Source organism: Thalassospira sp. ER-Se-21-Dark, assembly GCF_017922435.1.
Lineage (GTDB): Bacteria > Pseudomonadota > Alphaproteobacteria > Rhodospirillales > Thalassospiraceae > Thalassospira.
Genome location: NZ_VDEZ01000003.1, coordinates 242994 through 263742, shown reverse-complemented (window position 1 = coordinate 263742; position 20749 = coordinate 242994). Strand labels below are relative to the sequence as shown.

General features: G+C 55.8%; 19 protein-coding genes. 7 read left to right on the top strand and 12 right to left on the bottom strand.

Annotated elements, in window-relative coordinates:
* Positions 1-31 precede the first annotated feature (31 nt).
* The 7 genes from FHI25_RS13885 to FHI25_RS13855 all read left to right on the top strand — a co-directional run bounded on the left by FHI25_RS13885 (position 32) and on the right by FHI25_RS13855 (position 7920).
* The gene (locus FHI25_RS13885) at positions 32-1195 is read left to right on the top strand and encodes a Gfo/Idh/MocA family oxidoreductase (RefSeq protein WP_210518704.1); all 1164 of its coding nucleotides are present in this window, start codon (positions 32-34) and stop codon (positions 1193-1195) included.
* Between the two features lie 681 nt (positions 1196-1876).
* On the top strand, positions 1877-2842 hold the full coding sequence (locus FHI25_RS13880; protein WP_210518702.1) for a D-glycerate dehydrogenase: 966 nt from the start codon (positions 1877-1879) through the stop codon (positions 2840-2842).
* A gap of 206 nt (positions 2843-3048) precedes the next feature.
* The gene (locus tag FHI25_RS13875) at positions 3049-4206 is read left to right on the top strand and encodes a TRAP transporter substrate-binding protein (RefSeq protein WP_246879106.1); all 1158 of its coding nucleotides are present in this window, start codon (positions 3049-3051) and stop codon (positions 4204-4206) included.
* A gap of 98 nt (positions 4207-4304) precedes the next feature.
* Positions 4305-4877, top strand: a complete 573-nt coding sequence (locus FHI25_RS13870; RefSeq protein WP_008890025.1) for a TRAP transporter small permease subunit — start codon at positions 4305-4307, stop codon at positions 4875-4877.
* A gap of 71 nt (positions 4878-4948) precedes the next feature.
* A complete protein-coding gene (locus FHI25_RS13865; RefSeq protein WP_008890026.1) occupies positions 4949-6370 on the top strand; it encodes a TRAP transporter large permease subunit in 1422 nt (473 codons plus the stop codon).
* A gap of 12 nt (positions 6371-6382) precedes the next feature.
* Positions 6383-7735: an amidase gene (locus FHI25_RS13860; RefSeq protein WP_210518698.1), complete on the top strand. Its 1353-nt coding sequence runs from the start codon at positions 6383-6385 to the stop codon at positions 7733-7735.
* Positions 7735-7920, top strand: a complete 186-nt coding sequence (locus FHI25_RS13855; protein ID WP_167722585.1) for a hypothetical protein — start codon at positions 7735-7737, stop codon at positions 7918-7920. Before FHI25_RS13860 ends, FHI25_RS13855 begins: the two co-directional genes overlap by 1 nt.
* A 110-nt stretch (positions 7921-8030) precedes the next feature.
* Here FHI25_RS13855 and FHI25_RS13850 read toward each other — a convergent pair whose 3' ends face one another.
* The 12 genes from FHI25_RS13850 to FHI25_RS13795 form a co-directional block, all read right to left on the bottom strand.
* Positions 8031-9170, bottom strand: coding sequence for a sulfotransferase (locus tag FHI25_RS13850; protein ID WP_210518696.1), 1140 nt, complete (start codon positions 9168-9170; stop codon positions 8031-8033).
* On the bottom strand, positions 9167-9907 hold the full coding sequence (locus FHI25_RS13845; RefSeq protein WP_210518694.1) for a hypothetical protein: 741 nt from the start codon (positions 9905-9907) through the stop codon (positions 9167-9169). Before FHI25_RS13845 ends, FHI25_RS13850 begins: the two co-directional genes overlap by 4 nt.
* 67 nt (positions 9908-9974) lie before the next feature.
* Positions 9975-10280: a hypothetical protein gene (locus FHI25_RS13840; protein WP_210518692.1), complete on the bottom strand. Its 306-nt coding sequence runs from the start codon at positions 10278-10280 to the stop codon at positions 9975-9977.
* Positions 10277-11683: an arylsulfotransferase family protein gene (locus FHI25_RS13835; protein ID WP_210518689.1), complete on the bottom strand. Its 1407-nt coding sequence runs from the start codon at positions 11681-11683 to the stop codon at positions 10277-10279. Before FHI25_RS13835 ends, FHI25_RS13840 begins: the two co-directional genes overlap by 4 nt.
* A 156-nt stretch (positions 11684-11839) precedes the next feature.
* Positions 11840-13291, bottom strand: a complete 1452-nt coding sequence (locus FHI25_RS13830) for a hypothetical protein (RefSeq protein WP_210518687.1) — start codon at positions 13289-13291, stop codon at positions 11840-11842.
* Between the two features lie 157 nt (positions 13292-13448).
* Entirely contained in the window at positions 13449-13940 is a 492-nt protein-coding gene (locus FHI25_RS13825) for an Lrp/AsnC family transcriptional regulator (protein WP_008890033.1), read from the bottom strand.
* Positions 13941-13942: 2 nt separating this feature from the next.
* Positions 13943-14941: a N(2)-acetyl-L-2,4-diaminobutanoate deacetylase DoeB gene (doeB, locus tag FHI25_RS13820; RefSeq protein WP_210518685.1), complete on the bottom strand. Its 999-nt coding sequence runs from the start codon at positions 14939-14941 to the stop codon at positions 13943-13945.
* 121 nt (positions 14942-15062) lie between these two features.
* The gene (doeA, locus tag FHI25_RS13815) at positions 15063-16244 is read right to left on the bottom strand and encodes an ectoine hydrolase DoeA (protein ID WP_008890035.1); all 1182 of its coding nucleotides are present in this window, start codon (positions 16242-16244) and stop codon (positions 15063-15065) included.
* Between the two features lie 319 nt (positions 16245-16563).
* Positions 16564-17556 (bottom strand): ectoine utilization protein EutC, encoded by a 993-nt coding sequence (gene eutC, locus FHI25_RS13810; protein WP_210518675.1) that lies wholly within the window; start codon positions 17554-17556, stop codon positions 16564-16566.
* Positions 17557-17562: 6 nt separating this feature from the next.
* The gene (eutB, locus tag FHI25_RS13805) at positions 17563-18552 is read right to left on the bottom strand and encodes a hydroxyectoine utilization dehydratase EutB (protein WP_210518672.1); all 990 of its coding nucleotides are present in this window, start codon (positions 18550-18552) and stop codon (positions 17563-17565) included.
* Positions 18549-19352, bottom strand: a complete 804-nt coding sequence (locus tag FHI25_RS13800; RefSeq protein WP_210518670.1) for an Asp/Glu racemase — start codon at positions 19350-19352, stop codon at positions 18549-18551. The genes eutB and FHI25_RS13800 overlap by 4 nt, the downstream gene beginning before the upstream one ends.
* A 105-nt stretch (positions 19353-19457) precedes the next feature.
* A complete protein-coding gene (locus tag FHI25_RS13795) occupies positions 19458-20741 on the bottom strand; it encodes a TRAP transporter large permease (protein WP_210518668.1) in 1284 nt (427 codons plus the stop codon).
* Positions 20742-20749 lie beyond the last annotated feature (8 nt).

The following is a 20749-nucleotide window of genomic DNA, read 5'->3' as shown; positions in this document are numbered from 1 at the left end:
ATACTCGTCCATTTCGACTTTGGAGGCAGATATGAGCAAACAAACATCGCTTGGCCGTCGGTTGCGCCTGGGCATGGTTGGCGGCGGGCAGGGGGCCTTCATCGGGGCCGTTCATCGCATCGCGGCACGACTGGATGATCGCTATGAACTGGTGGCAGGTGCGCTTTCATCCAAGCCCGATGTCGCGGCGGCCTCGGCGGCAGAACTGTTTATCGATAGTGACCGCAGCTATGCCAGTTTTGAAGACATGGCCAAACAGGAAGCCGCGCGCGAAGACGGCATTGATGTCTGCGCGATTGTCACACCCAACCACCTGCATTTCCCGGCCGCGATGGCGATGCTGGATGCCGGTATTCACGTGATTTGTGACAAGCCGCTTTGCATGACCGTTGATGAGGCCGAAAAGATCGCGGCCAAGGTCAAGGAAACCGGCCTTCTGTTTGCCTTGACCCACAACTACACCGCCTATCCGATGGTGCGCGAGGCGCGCCAGATGGTGGCGGATGGCAAGCTTGGCAATATCCGGCTGGTGCAGGTCGAATATCCGCAAGGCTGGATGGCAACCAAGGTCGAAGATACCGATAACAAGCAGGCCAACTGGCGCGCAGATCCGGGCAAGGCCGGGATGGGCGGCGCACTTGGCGATATCGGCACCCATGCGCATAACCTTGCGAACTTTGTGTCTGGCATGACGCCGAGTGAACTTTGTGCCGATGTCGATGCCATCGTTCCGGGTCGCAAGCTTGATGACAATGTGCAGATCCTGATGCGCTATGAAAATGGTGCGCGCGGCATGCTGTGGGCAAGCCAGGTGGCAATTGGCCATGAAAACGGCCTTCGCCTGCGAATTTATGGTGACAAGGGCGGCCTTGAATGGGCGCAGGAACATCCAAACCACATGCATTTCCGCCCGCTTGACGGGCGTCCGGAATTGCTGACCCGCGGCGGGGCTGGCATCGGAGCCGAAGGTCTTCATGGTGTGCGCGTGCCGCCGGGGCATCCGGAAGGGTATCTTGAGGGCTTTGCAAACCTTTATACCGATTTCGCCGATCAGTTGGTTGCGCATCTGACCAATGGAAAGGCTGATGCCGCCGCCATGTTGGTGCCTGGCGTCAAGGAAGGTCTTGAGGGCATGAAATTTGTCGAAGCCGTCGTGCGCTCCGGCCGGGACGGGGCCGTTTGGGTCAAAATGTGATCATTTTGCGCAATCGGGAAATCTGGGGATTTCCGTGTGCGCGAATTCACCATTGAAACGTGTTCTTCCCGTCCGGCGCTCTGTCGGCATTGAGCCGCAGCCTTATTGGTTGCGGCTCTTTTTTTGTTTTGGTGGAGATTTTGCGGCCGGTGAAACGGAAGATGTGAACTGCTTTACATTGTTTGTTTCTGGGTCAACTCAAAAATAACGGGCTGTTCTGAATTTTAGGGTTTGAAATCAATGGCTTGAATATCCAATGGCGTGAATATTATGGCTTTCGCGCACCTTGTGGTTTTCCACGAAGTGAAAAAGACTTGCCTCTTGGTTGATCCCCTATTGCTGGATTTTCCGTAAAGGTGTTTCCTTAGGGTCAGTGCCCATTAATTTGATTCGAATGGCAGACGTTATATTTGTGAAATACAAGGAAAAGCCCGCCGGGCGGCTGGCATGCCGGTCAAGGGGTTTGACGTCGGAGTTTGCAAATATAACGTCTGTCCTTCGGATTCACCGGATTTGCACGGGCTACTTTGTCGTAAAACCTTGAAAGATGTATATCTTCCTGCGGTTTTGCTCCGCGTATCCGCACAAATCCGGTGAACCATTCGACCCAAATTAGTGGGTACTGACCCTAAGATCATAAAAAATAAGACTACTTTCAGGGAAATCACCGGGAGCGTCCGCATGCCCGAGAAGCCAAAGCTTCTGATAACGCGACGATTGCGTGATGCCGTACAGGCACGCGCCGCGCGGGACTATCAGGTTCTGACCAATGCCGAAGATCGCGTGTTCACGCGTGAGGAGCTCATTGAAAAGTGCCAGCAGGTCGATGCTGTCCTGCCGTGCCATTCCGAGCATTTTTCTGCTGATGTCATTGCCGAACTGCCCAAAAGCCTCAAGATTATTGCCAATCATTCGGTCGGGGTGGATCACGTTGATCTGGCTGCGGCCAAGGATGCCGGGATTGTCGTGACCAACACGCCCGATGTGCTGTCGGATGCCACGGCCGAGATTGCCATGCTGTGCATGCTGGGTGCTGCGCGGCGCGGGGCCGAGGGCGATGCGATGGTGCGGGCCGGCAAGTGGGATTTCTGGTCGCCGGCCTTCATGGTCGGGCGTCAGGTCACCGGCAAGCGGTTTGGTGTTCTGGGCATGGGCCGGGTTGGTCAGGTCGCGGCCGAACGGGCACGCGGATTTGGCATGGAAGTCCATTACCACAACCGCAAGCCACTGCCCGATCATCTGGCCAAGGGCGCAATTTTCCACGAGACGGTCGAAGACCTGTTTGCCCATTCCGACGTGCTGTCACTGCATTGCCCGTCAACGCCAGAAACAAAGGGCATCATCAACAGCAAGACAATTGCGGTGCTGCCTGACCGCGCGATCCTTGTGAATACAGCGCGCGGCAATCTGGTGGATGAGGACGCGCTTGTGGCCGCCCTTCAAAGCGGAAAGCTGTTTGCAGCAGGCCTTGATGTGTTTTGCACCGAACCCGGTGGAAATCAACGGATTAGCGCGTTGAATAACGTCTTTCTGTTACCACATATAGGATCTGCTACCGAAGAAACGCGTGATGCCATGGGGTTTCGCGCACTTGATAACCTTGATGCTTATTTTCAGGGGAAAGAACCCGGCGACCGGGTGGCGTAGGAGGCGGGAAGACCGTCTGCGTCCAGTTTGTTGAAGTCTTTAACAATAACAAAATGCGTGCCGTTTTTGCGGTCCCGGAACGGACCAAGCGCATCAAAAAGGATCTTGGATATCAAGATCAGGGGCTTTTGAAGGCTGACAGTTACCGAGTGTTTCCCGCCAATGGTGGACGGGAAACAACGGTATATCTGGGAGGAAAAATGGAAATGAAAACCAAATCTGAAGACGTGAAGTCCAAGGAAGTATCCCGTCGTTCGTTCCTGACCAAAGGGGCGACCGGGGTTGTGGCGGGTGGTGCTGCGGCAACGGGGATGTTTGCCGCACCTGCTGTCCACGCGCAGCCGGCACCGATGGTTCTGAAGATGCAGACTTCCTGGCCGTCATCCGACATCTGGATGACCTTTGCCCAGCAGTATGTTGACCGCGTTGAAGCCATGTCGGGTGGTCGTCTGAAAATCGACCTTCTGCCGGCGGGTGCTGTTGTTGCTGCCTTCCAGGTTCTTGATGGCGTCAATGACGGCGTGATTGATATCGCCCATTCCGTACCGGTTTACTGGTACGGCAAAAACAAGGCGGCATCGCTGTTTGGGACCGGTCCGGTGTTTGGTGGTTCCGCAACCACCATGCTGAGCTGGTTCTATGCTGGCGGTGGTGAAGAGTTCTATCGCGAACTGACCCAGGACGTGATGGGTCTGGATGTTGTTGGTCTTCTTGGCTTCCCGATGCCAGCACAGCCGTTCGGCTGGTTCAAGGAGCAGGTCAACACCGTTGCCGATATCGAAGGCTTCAAATACCGCACGGTGGGTCTGGCAGCAGACCTTCTGCAGTCGATGGGCATGTCGGTCGCACAGCTTCCGGGGGGCGAGATTGTCCCGGCGATGGAACGTGGCGTGATTGACGCGTTCGAATTCAACAACCCGTCGTCTGACATGCGCTTTGGCGCACAGGATGTTGCGAAGAACTACTATCTGTCTTCGTACCATCAGGCATCGGAAAGCTTCGAGTTCCTGTTCAACAAATCCCTGATGGAAGACCTTGAGCCGGATCTGCAGGCGATCCTGCGTCACGCGGTCGAGGCGGCGTCGACGTCGAACACGGCGCTTGCGATGGACAACTATTCCTCGGATCTGCAGAAATTGCAGGATGAGGGCGTAGAAGTTCACCGGACCTCGAAAGAGATCCTGGCCGCACAGCTTGAAGCCTGGGACAAACTGATCCCGACACTTGAAGAAGATCCGTTCATGAAACGGGTTCTCGACAGCCAGCGTGCCTGGGTCGAACGTGTGACCTTCTATGAACTGATGAACTCGCCTGATTATCAGCTCGCATATGATCACTACTTCCCGGGCAAACTGAAACTCTGATCCCTGTTTCGGATTTCAGTGTTTTGATGATCCTGACTGCTCCGTTGGCCTGATCTTTTGGCTGGCGGAGCAGTCAATACGCGAACGGACAGGATTTCATGATTGGATTTATTGAATTCGCGGACAAGCTTTCGGCCTGGTTTGGCAAGGCCTTTGGCTGGTTGATTATCCTCATGACGCTTGGCATGAGCTATGAGGTGGCATCGCGATACCTATTTAATGCGCCAACCACATGGTCGCTTGATGTGTCATTTATCATGTATGGCACATTGTTCATGATGGGTGGGGCCTATACCCTGTCTCGTGGCGGGCATGTCCGCGGCGATTTCCTTTATCGTCTGTGGAAACCCACAACCCAGGCCAAGGTTGATCTGGTTCTTTATATCTTCTTCTTCTTCCCGGGTGTTACCGCGCTCATCCTGTCGGGCTGGAAATATGCCGCCCGTTCTTGGGGCTATGGGGAAGTAAGCGTGAACAGCCCGGCGGGTGTTCCGATCTTTCAATTCAAGGCAGTGATTGTCGCAGCCGGCATTCTTCTGTTCATCCAGGGCATCGCACAGGTGATGCGCTGCATTTTGTGTATCCGTGAAGGGTACTGGCGCAATGCCGATGATGATGTTCAGGAAACCGAAGAATTGCTGATGAAGCAAAAAGTGGCCAAGGAAGACTGATCCCATGACGATCAAGATCAACCAGAACGCTGAGCCATACGCGATACACGCCCCCGAACGGAGCAGCCAACGTGATTGACGCACATGTCGCCCTGATGATGCTGGGCATCTTTATTATACTGGTATTCCTCGGTTTCCCGGTTGCCTTTACCCTGATGGCGCTTGGCATCGGGTTTGGATATTACGCTTATTTCGATGCAGGCCGCATGTGGCGGGCCTTTAACCGGCTGGCCGAGGACAGCGAAACCCTGACCTCGGTGATAACGTGGTTCGAAGGGGCGTTTAACAACCGAATATTCGATTTGTTCATCAACCAGACATACACGGTGATGTCGAACGAAGTTCTGACCGCCGTGCCGTTGTTCCTGTTCATGGGCTATATCGTTGAACGCGCCAATATCGTGAACCGGCTGTTTTCCACCCTGAATATTGCGGCGCGTAACATTCCCGGATCGCTTGGCGTTGCGGCGCTGATTACCTGTGCGCTGTTTGCAACCGCAACCGGGATTGTCGGCGCGGTGGTAACCCTTATGGGGATGCTGGCGCTGCCAGCGATGCTTAAGGCGCGGTACGACAAAAGCTTTGCATCGGGCATCATTTGCGCTGGCGGGACGCTGGGCATTCTGATCCCGCCGTCGATCATGCTGATTGTTTATGCCGCGGCGTCGGGTGTGTCGATCGTGCGGCTTTATGCCGGGGCGCTGTTGCCGGGCCTGACCCTTGTTGGCTTGTATCTTTTGTACGTCATGGGGCGTGCAATGTTGCAGCCAAAGGCAGCCCCGCGTCCGACCAGCGATGAAATTCCGGAAGTGCCGTTGCCGAAAGTCCTTTGGATGTTGGCAACCTCGTTCTTCCCGCTGGCCTTCCTGATTTTGGCGGTTCTGGGATCGATCCTGTTTGGTCTTGCTACCCCGACCGAGGCGGCGTCCATCGGTGCGCTTGGCGGGATGTTGCTGGCGGCGGCCTATCGGGCGCTGACCTTTGATCGCCTGCGTGAATCGGTTTATCTGACGGTGCGGACCTCGGCGATGGTGTGCTGGTTGTTTGTCGGTTCCTATACGTTCTCGTCAGTGTTCTCTTATCTTGGTGGTGAACATGTGATTGCCGAGTTTGTCGGTGGTCTGGACCTGACACCGCTTCAGTTCCTTCTGCTGGCACAGTTGATCATCTTCCTGCTGGGCTGGCCGCTGGAATGGTCGGAGATTATCATTATCTTCGTTCCGATCTTCCTGCCGCTTTTGCCGCTGTTTGATATCGATCCGCTGTTCTTTGGTATCCTTGTGGCGCTGAACCTTCAGACCTCGTTCCTGACGCCGCCCATGGCGATGTCGGCCTATTACCTAAAAGGGGTGGCGCCCAGCGGGATATTGTTGACCGATATCTTCAAGGGGATCATGCCGTTCCTGTTCATGGTGATCGTCAGCATGGTTCTGATGTACGCCTTCCCGCAAATCGTGTTCCATTTGCCCGATCTGTTCTATGGCGCACGTTAAGGGAGGGATGAGATGAGTAATATCAACCCGCTACTGACACTTGACGTTGTCGAACTGCGCGACCGCCTTGCCAGCGGGGCGGTGCGCGCAGTTGAATATGTCGAAGCCTGCCTGGCGCGTATTGCCGAGATCGAGCCACAGGTTCAGGCATGGGCATGGCTTGATAGCGATCATGCGATTGCCCAGGCCCGCGCCCTTGATGCCAGACGGCAATCCGGTGCACCGATTGGCCCGTTGCACGGATTGCCTGTGGGGCTGAAAGACGTCATTGATACCGCAAAGATCCCGACCGAAAACGGTACGGTCCTGGACAAGGGTCGCGTACCGCAAGAAGACGCGGTTCTGGTATCGCGTCTGAAGGCGGCCGGTGCGATCATTATGGGCAAGACGGTGTCGACCGAACTTGCCTTCATGCATCCGTCCAAAACGCGCAATCCGCATAACCCGGATCATACACCCGGTGGATCATCGGCCGGGTCGGCAGCGGCGGTGGCAGCCGCCATGGTGCCGCTTGCCGTAGGAACGCAGACCGGTGGATCGGTTATTCGACCGGCATCGTTTTGCGGGGTTGTCGGGTTCAAGCCGACCTTTGGCGCGATTGCCCGTACCGGCGTTCTTAGCCAAAGCCCGAGCCTTGATACAATTGGTGTTTTCGCCAATTCGATCACCGGGGCGGCGATGGTGGCCGAAAGCCTGTTTGGATATGACGCAGGGGACCCGGCAACAGAACCAAGCCCGACGCCAAGGTTGGTCGATGTCGCCAAAAGCGATCCCTTGGTGACCCCGATGTTTGCCTTTGTCCGGCCGCCGCAATTTGACGAGGTCGCGGACAAGGAAACCATCATGGCGTTTCGTGAAATTACCGAAATGCTGGGCGATCAATGCTTCGAGGCCCCGTTGCCCAAGGCGTTTGAAGATGCCAGTGCCCTGCGGGCCCGGATCAACTTTGCCGAAATGGCCAAGGATTATTACGGTTATGAAAAGCGTGGCCGTGATCAATTGTCGCCGGAAATCCTTGAGGCCATCGACAAGGGCAACGACGTCAAGGCACGTGATTATCTGGCGGCCCTTGACTGGCGCAAGGTCCTGAATGCCGGGTTGGAGGAAGTGTTCAATCGCTGTGATGCGATCATCACACCAGCAGCCACCGGCCCGGCCCCGGCCAACCATCAGACCACCGGCAATCCGATCTTTAACGGGTTGTGGACGTTCTGCGGAACACCCGCCGTGACCATCCCGCTTTTGTGGTCAGAAGGCGGGATGCCGATGGGCGTGCAGCTTGTTGGTCGAATTGGCGATGATGCGCGTTTGATGCGGACCGCCAACTGGTTGAAATCACATCTCAGCAGTCAGGAGAACGCATAATGGAAAACAGTCTTTTGAACCGTGCCATGGCACTTCTGGCCTTTGCTGTGCTTGTCGGATTTGTCGGCATTCTTGTCGGCTATGTCACCCGCTTTGACCTTGCGGTGATGGTGGCGCTGACGGTGGGGCTTGCCGGGTGGGATATGTGGCATGTCGCCATGGGCCACAAGGAAGACAAACACTGATCTGACGGGGAGAACCCCTGAAGATGCAAGCAAACTTGCGGGACAGGATGATGATGATCCTGTCCCGCTTTTTTATTTGGCGGTGTTCGCGTGGGTCCGATCAGGCGGTATCAGACAGATACCGCGTCATAGCCAAAGCGTTTGGCGGCGATCTTTGTGATATCGCGGATCAGGGCAATTTCATCATCATCGAATTTCGGCCTGTAATAATCCGGTGCATGAATGGTCGGCGCGACGCTATCAATCAGGGGCTGGGCATCATCAAGTTCGACATGGTCAAACAGGGATGCGAGTTGTTTGGCTGGATCGGCGACCAGATCTTCGTAGCGCACGACCAGTGTTGCCTTTGCCAGATCCTTGTTCACGATCATCCGGTCGGCCAGATAATGATGCAGGTTGGACCAATACCGCGCCCAGCCTTCAATCTCATCGCCATTGGTCCAGAGCTTCATGATCGCGAAGGTTTCGTGCAAATCGCCGGTATTGATTGGGCGGCGGTCCAGCCCGAATTCATAATGTCCGACGCGCTGCATATGGGCGATGGCGCGCGGGTTGTCGGCTTCGCCCGCGCAGAACAGTTTATGCTGCTTGATCAGGGATGCGATATGCCAGACCGGATCGCGCACCGGTAAGACAAACCGGGCATCGGGGAAAATCGACAGCAGATATTCCATCCGCGTGACCAGGTAATTGGCCTTGGAAACATAGCGTTGGCCGCCGCGAACATGGATCAGTTTGCGAATGTGATCGCGGTAAAACTGTTCAAAGGCCGGGTTGCTGATATGGCCATCAAGAACGTTGCTTTTGCCGATTTCATGCAGATTGTTGAAAAAGGCCATCCAGATCATTTCCTCGAAGGCTTCGGGGCTTTCGGGGGTGACATTGATGCCATCTGCATGGGTGCGTTCGACCGCAACATTTTTCTTGCCAGGCGCCAGATCGACAAAGCGGTTCCACAGCCAGGGCGTGAAAACAGGCGGGTAATCGCGATAGCGATGGGTTGCCGCATCCGCGTGCCCGGCCAGTGTTTCGAGCAAAATGGTGCTGCCTGATCGGGCAAGGCCGGCGATGAAGATCGGCTTTTCGATCCGGATATCTTCAATGGCGTCGGCGGCCAGTCTGGTTTCGAAATTGCCCAGCCGGATCCAGTGTTGCGGGTGGCGCGATACCAGCCCGCTTAGCCAGTGATCCCAGCCAGCGACATGAAACGCATTGCTGTTTGATGCCTGTTTCGCGGTCGCATTGGTCATTCGATCCGAAACCCTTTCTTGATGGCAAGTGACCCCAGCAACAGGCTTATGAAGAATGTCAGCTCCCACCCGCGGGCCCAGTCCGGACCGGCAGAGAGGATTTCCTGACTTTGCAGGGCAAAGCGAAGCTGCGTGACCGGGGTGTCATCAGGCAAATAACCCGCCGGATTGCCGATCAGGCTGTTCCACCAGACTTTATGATGCATGACCGGGATGGGGGCTGCTGCCTCGACGATATGGCTGTGTCCTTCGATATGTCCGGGGATCTGGACGATCGGGCAGGCGCCGGTGACCGCATCAGGATTGCCGCCGATCTGTTCGATCTCGGTATCCTTGGGTTCTACGTCGATCTGAACCGGTTCGCCGGGCGGCGGGCAGCTATATCCGTATTGCCCGTCCAGCCAGACAATCAGGGCAAGGGCAGGCAAGGATGCCACAACCGCCGGGCCAATGACAAAGCCGACCAGTTTGAAGGATTTGGCAAGCTGCGCCTTGGCAAGTTGCATGCCCTGCCCGAAATCCTCGCCATCGTCATCGGACATGGCGCGCTGGGCAGCCTTGACTTCGGCCTTTACCTGCTTGATGCGGGTTTGCGGCGAGATCAGGCGATATAAAACCATGGAAAAGCCAGCACAGATCAACGCCCAAATCAGCACCCGGCCAAATGGACCAATGGCGGTGGCCATCAGGTCATCAAGGGCGGCAAATGCCGGGGCGGGCCAATCAAATAATCCCATGGCAAATAGTCCCGTGGCAAACATTCCCGTGGCGGATCATCCGGTTTGAATTCATCGGCCTGCCCATTCAGGAATTTTGATGTTCTGATGCGTTTGCGGTCGTCGGCTTTGCCGCGCGGTTGGCCTTGCGTTTGCGCATCATCTTGCGAAGCGGCCACATCAAAACAAAACCGACCGCAACGACGATTGCCGCCAAAACCGCCCACAAGGCGGATAGCAGGCTAAGACCAGCACCTGGCCCGACATAGGCCTGGGCGGGAAAGGCAATCAGCATCATCGCGCCCGCAAGCGTTACAGTGCCAATGGTCAGAAACGTCTGGGATTGTTTGGCATTAGATGCCGGAATTATCGAGCTGTTCATTTGCGGTTTCATTGTGCTTCTCCTGCGTTGGAGGTGCCTGTATTCGAGGCGGGGGCGGTAGTGCGAAACAGGTCGGCACGCGCATCGCTGATGCGTTCGGCCTGTGAGACGACGGGGACGAGTTTCTTGCCGGGATTGTCGGGATCATCGCGGCGGATCGGGTTGTGGAATTCCCAAACGATTTCGCCGCTGTCGGTGACTTCAAGCAGACGACCGCCACTTGATTCCGTAATCAGGGTATTGCCATTGGCCAGACGTTGCTGATCAGCACGAATGTTGCTGTCAAACTTCTGATCGGCGTTGCCCTTGTATTGCCAGGTGATGGCGTTTGTTTGCGGATCAATTTGCAAAATGCGCGAGAACCCGGCATCGGGATCGGCAAACTGTCCCTGGTTATCGAACAAAAGGATTTCGCCATTGGGCAGAACATCCGGGTCATGTTGGCCGAGCCACGGCCCACGGGTCGCCCAGGTGATCTTTTCTGCATCCATATCCAGCACGGCAATGATGCCAAGATCGCGGAAGGACAGAACGACGTCACCCGCCTTGCCATAGGCAAAGTTCGCCGCTGTTTCATCGTCGATCAACTGGATCGTGTTGGTATGAAGGATGTCTTCATTGGCGAAATAGGGGGCGAAATCAACCATGTTGGCGTAGTTGGAATTGATCAGCGCATCAAGGATCGAGACGCGTTTGATTTCCTTGCCATCGGGCGACAGGATCACGGCAAAATCATCAAGGCGCGGCGGCCTGAGTTGTTTGCGATTGGGATAGGTGTTGAAGCGGAATTCCTGTGTCAGCGCATAGACGCGCCCGTCATCGGCGATGGAAAAATCATGATGCGCAGTGCCAAGATATTTCCAGATCGGTTTTGAATTACGGTCAATCTTGGCCATGCCATAGCCATAAGGCGTATCGCCAGCCGCGGTATACTGGACAATCAGATTGCCATCCGGCGCCATCTTGGCCGTATGCCAATGCATGAATTCATCTTTTTGCGGATTGGGGATCGGCGATGTTTCATCGTGAATGGCGCTGAACGGCATCCGCCATTCATGGACGATGTTACCATCCATATCGATCAGCACCGCATGGGGACCATCGCCCGATGAATAAAGTGTCAGGCCATCCTGTACCTTGTCCTGGTCGTGGATGGTGACACCGGTTTGATCGGTGCGGGCCGGTGACCAGAAATCAAGCCGTTCGACATCAGTATATTTGGTCCGTTGTTCCCAAAGTGCAGTTCCGGCACGCCAGGCATTTTTCAGAGACTGGTACGGCGGGACTTCCGCCAGCACCACAAACGCGCCAAGCCCAAAGCTGATCGCGGCAATTCCGATCACAGAAGCTGTGAGAAACAGGCGATCACCGGTATTGGTGGTGTTGGACTCTTCGTAGTGACCAGTATCAGGCACGCATAACCTCCGTGTATTTTTACAGAAAGGTTACGCAGACGTGCGGGCAAATTTACGGCCAAAATCAACGTGATTGCGGCTTTTTGGCCGCCTTTTGCCATTTTTTCGCCCCAGAGTTTAATAGTTTTACTACTGTTCAAGCAGGCTGGAGGCCGGTTATTTGCGGTACTCGACACCGTCAAAAACTAAAAGATCGTTGTTGAAACGGCAAGATACAGTGCCCGAGGGTATGCTTGTTTGTTGAAGGATTTGGCCGGTTGCGGCGTTGCTATAGGTTCCGGCACCGTCATAGGTAACGGCAATGCTGTCAGGGGTGGTGGTATAGGAAAAATCAATTTCAAACCGGTATTTTTCAGCGCCACCAAAGGTGTAGCTGACGAAATTTCCACGGCCCTGGCCGGGGGCGCTAAGCGTTAATGTCGAGTTGCCGGTTGTATCGCGAAATGTTCCGCTGGCCTGTCGGCAACCACCTTCGGCAGTAGGTTGTCTGGTTTCTTCAGCGGCCGCTTGCGCAGCAGCTGCAAGCGCAATTTGGCGGTCCTGTTCGATCAACGCGGCTAGTTCTTTTGCCGAAGCCAGTTTTTTGCCAGCATGGTAATAGCATTCACCGGTCGGAACGGTTTCACCACCACAGGAAAATGTCCCGGTTTGATAGGGGAAGTCTTCGCCCGATGGTAAATCGATCCAGCCATCGGTTGCGAAAACGATACGCCCCGCCCCAAAAGGACGTTCGTTGCGCAGGGCGCCTTGCCACGAGGTTCCATCGGCCATGCGTAGCAGGCCGTTTCCGGGTGTAAAGACAGTATAGCTGCCGGTAAATTCCCGACCGTCAGGCCAAATGGTGCGCGTTTTGGGGGCCAGTTGATAGACACCGTTCAAACGGACGATTGTGCCATCTGTCGTACGATTGTCGGCAAACTGCAGGGTGCCTGATATGCCGGTATCTTCGAGGGTCGCATTGCGAATGGTGGCAAATTCATTGGCGGCGTGCGAAATCGTGACGGTTCCGGTGCCGACATGTTTGCCATAATATTGCGGACCACGATATTCAAAGCGATAGCCATCCGCATCCTGAAGGATTTCGGGGCTGTATGTCGATGATACCGGGGTCAGCAATACGGGAATGTTTTTTGACTGCTGATAGATTCCAAGGGTGGCAATATTGTTGATTTTCACGTCGTCAAACAACAAGCCGAAATCGGCATAGACGACGGTGACCTGCGCGGGGTGGACGTCGATCCAGCCACTATATTGCAGGTTTCCCAGACGAAAGACATTGATTGCATACTGATCGGGCCAGACTTCAAAGCGTTGCATTTGGCCCGATGACAATTGGTTCGATATAAGCGGCGTGAACCCCGCGTTGTTGGCCGCGCGGGCGATCTGAAGTTGCCAGCCGTAATATCCACCAACACCGGAAGTGTTCAGCTCAAAGCTGATGACGCCGGTTTCGGACATGTTCGCAACTGGTTTGGCGGCGGAAACAAATGTTTTTTGCTGCACTGACGATGTGGTGGGCGTCACGGGATCAATTGTCTGGCATCCGGCCTGTAAGGCAAGGCACAGGCCCATCAACAGGGCTTTTGCCCCCCAATTGCCAGCGATCATCTCCGCCCCCCCTTGTGCGGTAAAACCCGAACGCTGATTTCGCCACAGTTTTCAAGAAAAGAAAAGAACTATAGCGCGGGTGATATTTCTATCCGTTCCAAGCGATTAATGTGGCGACGCAGGCAATAATGATACTCCGATGCAGGGGCAGAAGTGGCTATTTGCGTTCGGGGGGCTCGACCAGATTTTCAATCGGGGTGATTGAGGTGGTTTTGACCTTTTTGGTGACGATATAGGTGAAATAGCGATCGATCCCGATATTGGACACCAAAAGCCGGTCGATCAGACGTTGATAGGCATCAACGTCATGACACAGCACCTTGAGCATGTAATCGACCCCGCCGCCAAGCGCATAGCATTCGACGATTTCGGGGATGTCTTGCACGGCGCGTTCGAAAATCTGAAAGTCGTCATGCTGGTGATGACGCAGGGTTACTTCGGTCAGGACCAGTGTCGGTTTGACCAGCTTTTCCAGATTGATATGGGCGTGATACCCCGAAATAACGCCAAGATCCTCAAGGCGTTTGAGCCGTTCCCAGCACGGGCTTGGCGAAAGGTTCACCGCCTCGGCCAGTTTGACCTTGGTGATGCGCCCTTCGCGTTGCAGGGTTTTGAGGATTTTCAGATCGAGCTCATCAAGCCGGACCATGGTCAGAGCACCTCGGCAATCACAATCAAACAGTCACCCGTTTTGATCAGGCCCTGGAAATGGCGGCACGAAACGATACCTTCGCGCGGGGCATAATATTCGCGCGGCGGGGTGCCTGTGCGTTCAACATCATAAATACGCGCGATCAGATCGCCTTCCTTGACCATGTCGCCCAGATCAACGCACGGCTCATACAGGCCGGATGCCTCGGATGCGACAAAGCAACGGTCATCGGGCATATCAAGCATGGTTGTTCCGGTCGGGCTGGGGTCAATTTCACCCTTGAGGATACCGGCATGAATAAGGATGTTGCGCACACCACGGTCCGCAATCGCGACACGTTCGGCCGTGGTTGAACCGCCGCCACCCAGTTCGGTGGTGACAAAGGTTTTGCCAGCTTCCTCGACCACGGTATCAAACATGCCAACCGCATCAAGTTCGAGCATCATCATCGAATAGGGCGCACCGAATGCCTTCATGGCGGCAACGCAGCGTGCTTCCTGTTCCTTGTCGGGCAGGACGTGGGCCGCTGCGAACGGGACGAAATCAAGCGTCTTGCCGCCGGAATGGATATCAAGAACGATATCGGCCTCGGGCACGAGATAGCGGAAAATATAATCGGCGATCTTTTGCGTGACCGTGCCATCCGGCTTGCCCGGGAAGGACCGGTTCAAGTTGCCCGCATCAATCGGGGATGTTCGCGATGCATTGCGAAATGCCGGATAGTTCATGGCGGGCAGAATGATCACACGACCGGTGATTTCACCTGCGGACAGGGATTCTGCCAGTTTGAACAGCGATACCAGGCCTTCATATTCGTCGCCATGGTTGCCGCCGGTCAGAAGGGCGGTGGGGCCATTGCCATTGCGGACCACGGTGATCGGGATCATCACGGCACCCCACGCGGAATCATCACGCGAATAGGGAAGCTTCAGAAAGCCGTGGTGAATGCCATCCTGATCAAGCGGGATCGTCGGGCTGATGGGCGATGGTTTTGTCATGGTCGTATCCTTAAAAAGCCTGACTTCGCGACCGTCGTCGTCAGGCTGTGGCGTCGGGTAACGCACACCATGACCCGCGTAAAAGGCGCGATGTCATGGCGTGCGGAACGGTTTTTCAGGGTCAGTTTTTGACAAACAGCTGTCGTGGATAGCTGGTCAGGGTTTTCGACCCGGTTTCGGTGATCATCATGCTTTCAGTGATCTCGATCCCCCAGTCATCGAACCACAGGCCCGGCATGAAGTGGAAGGTCATGCCCGGTTCAAGAACGGTGCGGTCACCGGGGCGCAAACTCATGGTGCGTTCGCCCCAGTCCGGCGGATAGGAAAGCCCGATCGGATAGCCACAGCGGCTGTCTTTTTCGATGCCGAATTTCTGCAAGACCCCAAAGAAGGCAATGGCGATATCTTCGCAGACATTGCCCGGTTTGGCGGCTTCAAGCCCGGCCTGAAGGCCTTCGATCAGGGCACTTTCGGCATCAAGGAAACGTTGATCGGGTTCACCAAGGAAAATCGTGCGCGACAGCGGCGCATGATAGCGGCGGTAACAGCCGGCAATTTCAAAGAAGGTGCCGGCATTGCCCGGAACGGGTTTTTCATCCCAGGTCAGATGCGGTGCACCAGCATCCGGGCCCGATGGCAGAAGCGGCACAATCGCCGGATAGTCGCCACCAATGCCGTCAACACCGGCGATCCCGGTACGGAAGATTTCCGCAACCAGTTCGTTCTTTTTCATACCCGGTTCGACGATTTCGAAAATGCGTTCATGCATGTTTTCAACAATGCGGGCGGCTTGCCGCATATAGAAAATCTCGGTCTCGGATTTGACCGCGCGCTGCCAGTTCACAAGGGCCGTAGCATCGGAAAACTTGGCGTTTGGCAGATGGGTCTGGAGTTGCAGGAAAGCCTTGGCGGAGAAATAGTAGTTGTCCATTTCCACACCGATACGGCGCGATGCCCAGCCGCGATATTCAATCACCTCGGCAAGGTAGTCCATCGGGTGATGGGTGGTCGATTGCACATAGTAATCCGCATAGGGAATGATGCGGTCATGCGGCATATAGACCGTGCGTTTTGCCCCGTTGGCATCCTGCGAACGCCCGAACCAGATCGGGTCGTCTTCGATTGGAACCAGTACGCATTGATGGACATAGAACGACCAGCCGTCATAGCCGGTCAGCCAGGCCATATTTGACGGATCGGTCACGATCAAAAGATCGAGCCCCTTTTCCACCATGGCTTTTTTGGTTTTCTCCAGGCGCTCGGCATATTCCTCACGCGTGAAATTCAATTCTACCTGGCTCATCGCAGGCCTCCAGATAAAGGCGGGGGTTGAGGACCTAGGCCCACTAATATGACGACAATGGTTGGTCGAATTTGTGCGGATAGGCGAAGCAAAGCAGCAGGAAGATCATTATCTTTCAAAGCTTTGCGACAAACTAGCCCGTGCAAATTCGACCAATCCGGAGGACAACCGTTAGGGTTGCGAACTCCAGCGTTAAACTCCTTGTTCGGGTAGCCTACCCGCACTGCGGAGTTTTCCTCGTATTTCGCAACCCTAACGGTTGCCATTATCATCATATTAGTGGGTCTAGGTCCTCCGCTGACCCATTTTCCTTTTGTTGTTACGAGATGACCTCGGTTCCGGCAGATGCTGCTTCGCAGCGGCTGCGGGCGAGGGTGGCGATTGCGGTGTCTTGCACACCGGTTCCGGTCAAATCACAGACCGTAGTCTGACCCGCACTTGTCCTGCCGGTCAAGGATTGGGCAATGATTTGGCCGAGTTCGGGGAATGTTGCGTCAGAGGACACCACACCGGCATCAATGGCGTGATGCAGTTCGCCAAGGATGCGTGTCTGTGCCTGACTGTCGCTGACATAAAGGTCGGTCTGCCCGATCAGGGCAGGATCAATTTCGTTTTTGTGTTCGGCATCGGACCCCATCGCGGTCACATGCGTTCCGGGTTTGACCCAATCGGCCATCAGAACCGGTTCGCGCGCAGGCGTCGTGGTGACGATGATGTCCGCGTTGCGTGCGGCGTCCTTGCCATCCGTTGTGGCGGTCACCGGAATGCCCAGTTCAAGCGATGCCTTTTTCGCGCAGGCTTCGGCCTTGCCAAGATCGCGCGCCCAAATGGTGGCCGAGGTGATGTCGCGCACCAGTGTAAGTGCCTTCAGCTGCAACTGTGCCTGCACGCCGGCGCCAAAGATGGCGGCATGTTTGGCATCTTCGCGGGCCAGATGTTTGGCCGCCACACCACCGGCGGCGGCGGTGCGGACATCGGTCAGATAGCCGTTATCGAGCAAGACGGCCTCCAGCAGGCCGGTTTTCGATGAAAACAGGTTCATCAGGCCATTGACCGATGGCAGGCCGAGTTTTGGATTGTCAAAGAAGCCCGGGCTGATTTTGATGGCAAAGCTGTCAATGCCCGGCACATAGGCGGTTTTGACATCGACCTCGCCATTAAACTCGTCAATATCCAGACGCAGGATCGGCGGCATGCGGACATCCTGTGTCGCAAGCGCCTTGAACGCGCCTTCGACACAGTTGATGGCATCCATATCGAGATCAATGACCTTGCGCAGGTCGGTTTCGGTCAGAATTCTGATTGTCGGCATGGTTTGTTACTCCGCCATCAGGTCGACGTCTTCGCCGCCAACAATGCGTTTGTGCAGGTCCATGTCGATATTGCAGCCCGTCGTCAGCACGACCGTGCGGCCGGGATTATCGACCAGACCGGCACGCAGGGCGGCAATGCCCACGGCACCGGCACCTTCGACGACCTGTTGGTCATCATGGTAGGCAGCGCGGATGCCATCGGCGATCTGGGCTTCGTTGACCAGCACGAAGTCGTCGGTCAGATCGCCGCACATATCAAACGTGTACTGGTTGTTTTCACCAATGCCGCCGCCGAGGCTGTCGGCCAGTGTCGGCAATTCCTTGACCGACGTCGGTTTGCCTTCCTGAAGGCTTGTGATCATCGCGCAGCCCCGTTCCATGGTGATGCCAACAACCCGGATCATCGGATTGACAGATTTGGCGACCAGCGCCACACCGGCAAGCAACCCGCCGCCCGACAGCGGGACCAGCAAGGTATCCACGTCGGGAAGGGCTTCGACGATTTCAAGGCCAAGGGTGCCTTGGCCGGCAATGACATCGGCATGGTCAAAGGGCGGCAACATGATCATGCCATCCTGTTCGACCAGCCGGTCGACTTCGTGTTGGGCTTCGTCCTGTGACTGGCCGATGATGCGGACTTCGGCACCGAGTGCCCGGATGCCATCAACCTTGTTTTGCGGCACCAGTTCGGACATGCAAATGATTGATTTCACCCCGGCATTGCGTGCGGCAAAGGCCAGTGCCCGGCCATAGTTGCCTGTTGATACGCCAACGACACCCTTGGCCTTTTCCTCGTCACGGAGGCGCAGCACCGCGTTGGCGGCACCGCGCAGCTTGAAGCTGCCGGTATATTGTTGTTGTTCGCATTTCAGCCAGACCGGGCTTCCGATACGATCAGACAGGGCGGCAGACGGGCGCAAGGGTGTGTGGATCACATGACCCGCAATGGTTTTGCGGGCAGAAAGAACATCAGCAAATGTGATGGGGTCTTTCATGGGGCCTCGACTTGGTTCGTTGGTTGCGGGGCATGATCAAACAGGGTTCCGAACCCTGTGATCGGATTTTTGTACCCAATCAGGTTCAAGGCGTGCCAGATCAGGGCCTGATTGCTGGTGATGACCGGCTTTTTGAGCTGACGTTCGGCCTCAGCAATGATTTCAGCCGACCGGATCGCGGTGCAGGAAATAAACACCGCATCGGCATCAGGCGTATCGACCTTAAGCGCACCTTCGAGCAGCGCCTTGGGCGGCAGGGCGGTCATGTCAAAGTCGTTATCAAGACCAAAGCCCATCACACGGGTAACATCAAACCCGCGCTGGTGAAAACCGTCGGCAACCGACTGGGTTACATCGGCAAGATACGGGGTCAGGATGGCAATTTTTTGCGCACCGATCGCACGCAGGGCAAGTTCACTGGCCAGAAGCGGATTGGTGACCTTGGTGCCGGGCATGCCTTGATTGATCAGTTCGGCGATTTTGTCCGACCCGGTCACGGCGGTGCCCGATGTGCAGCCGAAAATGGCAACATCAACGCCGTACCCCGGCAACAGCGTTTTGGCTGCGCGTGGCAGATCGGCCGCCATCGATTGCAGGTTTGCGACCGTGACCGGGTTGGCGTTTTCAATGCGGGTGGTGAACAGGCGTACGTCGTCTGGCAGGATGGCGCGCAGGTCATCCTCGCTATTAAAGTCGGTTGCCAGCGTGATCAGGCCAATCCGCCCCGCCGGTCCGACCGGATCAGGGGAATAGGGCACGTCTGCCGGCTCTGGCGTAACCGCACGGGATACGGAAATCATCCTGAACTCCAGAAGCGGGCCGTCCTGAGTGATATCAGGACGACCCAGTTTCAAATTTTCAAATATGCTTCCGGTCGCAGCCGGAATTTACGGGCCAGAACTTGATCAGCGGAAGGCAAGTTCTGGCAGGAACAGGGCGATCTGCGGAACAAAGATCAAGATCACGGCCGCAAGCAGCAGCATGATGATGAAGGGCGGTGTTCCACTGATCACCTCGGCATAGGGTCGCCTGAAGATTGCGATGGCTGTAAAGATGTCACACCCGAACGGTGGCGTGGCAGAGCCAATGGCAACCTGAAGTGTGACCAGCGTACCGACAAGCACCGGGTCGAGCCCCGCCGCATTGACAAGCGGCATGAAGATCGGGGTCAGGACCAGAATGACAACAATCGGGTCAACGAACATGCAGCCAATGAAGAAGGCAATGCAGATCGCGGCCAGAATGACATAGGAGTTCGCCCCTTCAAGGCCCAATGCGCCAATCACGTGTTGCGGGATCTGGGCAAAGGAAATCACGAACGAGAATGTCGTGCCCGCGCCGACCAGAATGAACACGACCGCCGTGATCAGACCGGTTGAACGGGCAATCGCCAGCAACTCGGACCATTTCACCGACTTGAAGATCAGCACTTCAAGGATGATGGCATAGACCACGGCAACAGCCGCAACCTCGGTCGGGCTGACCCACCCCAGATAGATGCCGCCGACGATCAGAACCGGGAACATGATGGCCGGACCGGCATTGATTACGGCCTTGCCGCGTTCAGCCCAGGTCATGCGTGGGATGGTCGGAATGTCGTTCTTTTTGGCGTAGTACATGCAGTAGGCCGAGAACATGATCAGAATGAGAATGCCCGGGCCGATACCGGCCAGAAACAGTTCGCCGATCGAGACTTTGCCCACCACGCCAAACACAATCATGCCGATTGATGGCGGGATCAGAAACGCGATGTCACTGGCATTGATGATCAGCGCCATGGCGAATTTGTCTTCGTAGCCGGCCTTGAGCATCTTGGGGCGCAGCGGGCCGCCCATGGCCACCACAGTCGCCTGGGTCGAGCCCGATACCGCGCCAAACATGGTGCAACCAAGGGCTGTGGTAACCGCAAGGCCGCCGCGCACATGGCCGACAAAGGTCATGGCAAGGTCAATCAGCCGGTTGGCCGTATGTCCCTTTGTCACGATATCGGCGGCAAAGATAAACATCGGCACCGCGATCAGGGCGACCGGCGAGATGCCCGTGACCATCTGCTGAATCAGGATGCGTTCGGGAATGGGCATGTAAAACATGAAGGCGACCACGCTGGCGGTTGCCAGCGGCACCATCATCGGGAAGCCCAGCACCAGAAGCCCCAGCATCACCAGAAGGATTGTTGTTCCTAAATCCATTTTTCCAT